At 49.7% G+C, this 3,685-nt stretch carries 4 protein-coding genes; 1 reads left to right on the forward strand and 3 read right to left on the reverse strand.

The features are described from left to right. On the reverse strand, nt 1–817 hold an 817-nt coding region (locus ACTIE6_RS20100; RefSeq protein ID WP_439558348.1), incomplete at its 3' end, for a cytochrome ubiquinol oxidase subunit I. 247 nt (nt 818–1,064) lie between these two features. Here ACTIE6_RS20100 and ACTIE6_RS20105 point away from each other — a divergent pair. Next, entirely contained in the window at nt 1,065–2,060 is a 996-nt protein-coding gene (locus ACTIE6_RS20105; protein WP_439558349.1) for a hypothetical protein, read from the forward strand. Between the two features lie 97 nt (nt 2,061–2,157). Here the strand turns inward: ACTIE6_RS20105 and ACTIE6_RS20110 are convergent, their stop codons facing one another. Both ACTIE6_RS20110 and ACTIE6_RS20115 read right to left on the reverse strand, forming a co-directional pair. Then, nucleotides 2,158–3,159, reverse strand: coding sequence for a 3-hydroxyacyl-CoA dehydrogenase family protein (locus ACTIE6_RS20110; protein ID WP_439558350.1), 1,002 nt, complete (start codon nt 3,157–3,159; stop codon nt 2,158–2,160). A gap of 102 nt (nt 3,160–3,261) precedes the next feature. Next, complete coding sequence (locus ACTIE6_RS20115; RefSeq protein WP_056284092.1) at nt 3,262–3,459, reverse strand: CsbD family protein; 198 nt, start codon at nt 3,457–3,459, stop codon at nt 3,262–3,264. Nucleotides 3,460–3,685: the final 226 nt, after the last annotated feature.

The following is a 3,685-nucleotide window of genomic DNA, read 5'->3' on the forward strand; positions in this document are numbered from 1 at the left end:
CTTCATCCGGAATTCCACCGAGGATCAGCGACGCCGATTTTTCGGTTTTAAAGTGCGCTTCCATTGCGGCAAGCTTTGCAGGCTGCCTTTCAGCCACGTCTTTCGCAGAAATATCGCCGCTAAGTGGTTGAAGGATAGCGGCTGCGCAACCGAAAATTGCCGCTATTTTAAACGATTTGGAATGGAAGGCAACATTTTCACCTTTGATGATCATCAATGCATGCACGCCCGCTACTGCAAAGCCTGTGGCTACAAACGCGGCGATCGTCATATGCAGCGCCTGCGAAAACCAGGCTTTGTTAAACATCGCCTGGATCGGGTCAATGTTCAGGTACTCACCATTTACAAAGTCGAAACCGGCCGGACTGTTCATCCACGCATTCGCAGCTACCACCAGTATTCCGGAGGCGAGTCCGCTTACACCAACAATCACACCCGTAAACCAGTGAAACCATTTGTTAAACCGGTCCCAGCCGTAGAGAAAGAAGCCTAATGCAATCGCCTCAATAAAAAATGCCGTTCCTTCCAGAGAAAACGGCATTCCGAAAATAGGGCCTGCGTGTTTCATGAATTCCGGCCAGAGCAGCCCCAGCTCAAAGCTGAGTACCGTGCCCGAAACCGCGCCTGTTGCAAAGAAAATAGCGACTCCCTTGCTCCAAGCTTTGGTAACATTCTTGTACACAGGTTCGCCAGTCCGCAGCCAGTAAAAATGGGCAACCGCCATGAAAAATGGCATTACCATACCGATGCAGGAAAATATAATGTGAAATCCCAGAGATAGGGCCATTTGGGATCTCGCAGCAATGAAATCGTCCATTTGGAGTAGAAATTAAGGTGCTTCAAAGCTAGTGAAGCCTATTGATAACTCGCTACCATTCGTGGGTAAATAAATACTTTTGGTTAATTTTTTTATTTTAAATAGAAGGTATTTAAAATACACCCTCAATAACCTGAGGACAATAACAAATGAGAGTGCTTAGAAAAATACGTTTGAATTTTTATTTTAGGTTAAAAGGCGTTGGGTAAATCGGGTTAAGAGTTTAGCGAGTTAATAGTATCAAAACATGTTTGTTCACAAAAATGTCTTTCTGCACGAGCAGGCGTGGACCGAGTCCTTCGAAGGCTGGTACATCGTCGATGTCGCCGTCCGCGAGCGAGGCTTCGTCTACGTGATCCTCCGAAAGACGATCCCGTGCGAGAAGGTGAGCCTGACGTGGGACCACGACGTCCCGTCGCGCATCGTCGCGCTTTATTTGAACGAGACCGACCCTAAGGAGAAATGGGGGCATCAGGGCCTCTCGGGGTTTCTGCTCACATTTGGTGGCGCCTGTCGCGAGCCCCTCCCGCAGGGGCTCGCGCTGAGCGGGAACGGCGATGTCTACGCCACGGGCAGCCGCAAGACCGGGATCGAGAAGGTGGCACCCGGCGGGCCTGGCCTGTCGCTCTCGAAGTGCCGGTGCATCGCCGATCGCGCCTATGTGGTAGGGATGGGCCGCACGGTCCACCGCCGCCTGGACATCGGAAAGTGGGAATCTCTCTCTCTCGGGCTGCCCGCAATGAAGAGAGACGCGAGCGCGAACGAGCTCCTGGACCTCGGGTTTCGCGACATTGATGGGTTCGCGGAAGACGACCTCTATGCGGTCGGCGGGAGAGGCGATGTGTGGCACTGGAACGGCAAGATCTGGATCCCATGCGAGTTCCCGACGAACTGGCCGCTCTTCACGGTGTGCTGCGGCGGCGACAGCCAGGTCTACATCTCCGGCGAAGGAGGCACCCTATTTCAGGGGCGCGGCGACCTCTGGAAGCGGATCTGGCAGGCTGAATACACGGTGCCATACAACGACTCTCGGTGGTTCGCCGGGAAACTGTGGCTCTCATCGGATTACATGCTCGATGAATGGTCCGACAATCAGGTCAAGCACGTCCACTACGACGGCAAGCGCGTGAACGCGCGCGGACACATGGATGCCGGCGACGGGATCATCGTCGTGGCCGGCGCCGACGACGTGCGCCTCTTCGATGGCGACAGTTGGCACGACATCGTGGTGCCGTATCGCTGATCGCCAGCATTGCGAAGAGCTTCACCCAGCCGTGGAGCCAAGTTGTGAGGATGTTGCTTTTGGCTTTGAGGTAACTACCGCCTCTAATTGAAAAGAATCATGAATCCGCGGAGTTCTCAGACTTGTTTTTCTCTGCCAGTCTGCGCTTCACGATGTCAGCGGGGTATTTTAAAGCCAGCTCCCTGATCTCGTATGTAAATTCCTTGAATGTTTCTTCCCAAACCTCCGCTTCCCCGGGTTCATACTCGTAAAATCCGTGAGAGTTAAGCACCCCTTTGCCGCCTTCCCGCACAACCTTGTCGATCAGTTCCGGTACTTCGGTACTGTTGTTTAAGGTGGGCAACAGGTTTTTCATCACGGTATGATAAGCTGGCACGCCGGTCAAATCCATCCAGCGAAAAATTCCCACCATTGTCATGAAGTAACCTGCATTGTTCCGGCAAGATCTGTCGACATCTTCAATTGACGCATATCCGTTTTCAACCAGACTGATCGCCTCGCGGTACATAGCGTACATCAGTCTGTTGGTGATAAACCCGGCAATATCTTTACGCACCAAAATAGGCTCCTTGCCCCATTCGTGCGACAGTTCATATAAATATTCGCCATACTTAATGTCAGATTGATCTCCGCAGATAATTTCCAGGAACCGCGTCGTGTGCGCCGGCTCTGTCCAGTGCAAGCCGAGGAAACGCTCAGGATACTGCGTAAGTTTTTGCAGCTCACTGATCGGAATTGCAGAGGTGTTGCTGGACAATATCGCATCGGGTTTGATAACTGCCTCAATCTTTTGATAAACCGATCCTTTAACCTCAATATTTTCAATTGTGCATTCATTCACGAGCTTGCAAGGGTGCAGCACACTGTAATCTTCCGTGATAATCAGCCTTCGAAGGTAATATTCAGGCTCATTTTCGATCAGACCGTTCTCCCAGGAATTTTGTAAATGTTCCCTGATCCTTCTTTCGGCATGATCCATATCAGCACTTAGCGGCGCTACTGCGGCTACCTGATGTCCCGCGATCAGCAGACAGGTTACTATGCTGCATCCCATTAAACCCAGTCCGACAATGCCGACCGGTATTTCATTTGTATTCATATTATAGCTGGATTTAGGTTTATCAGTATCAATTTTCAAAACTGCTATATACGAAAAAAGCCCCGGAATCATTAATTCCGGGGCTCTTACCTGTTTCAAAAACTATCTTGACCAGCTGTTCACTTCTGATTCAACTTCTTCTCTGGTCTTACCTAGTTTTTTCTGAAGTTTTCCAAGAAGTTCGTCTTCTTTTCCATCTTCGTACAACAGGTCGTCGTCAGTCAAATCTGCATATTGCTGCTTGAATTTTCCTTTGATCTCGTTCCAGTTTCCTTTTACTTGTTGTGTGAATGCACTCATGACTTTGGTTATTTAGTTTGAAAAATACTTATTAACGTCAGTTGAAAAAGCTTGTTCAAGAACTGTACCAAACTTCCTGAGCGTAATCAGGGCTAATTTTCAAAGTTTGTTTTGAGAAAGAAATTCCCGCAACTGTCCAATTTTTTCTAAGATCAGGAATGGATCAGCTTGTCGAGACGCACAATTCCCTGTACCATCGACCGCACTGAATGATAGTTTACTTTCC

The organism is Dyadobacter sp., assembly GCF_051859145.1.
GTDB lineage: Bacteria > Bacteroidota > Bacteroidia > Cytophagales > Spirosomataceae > Dyadobacter.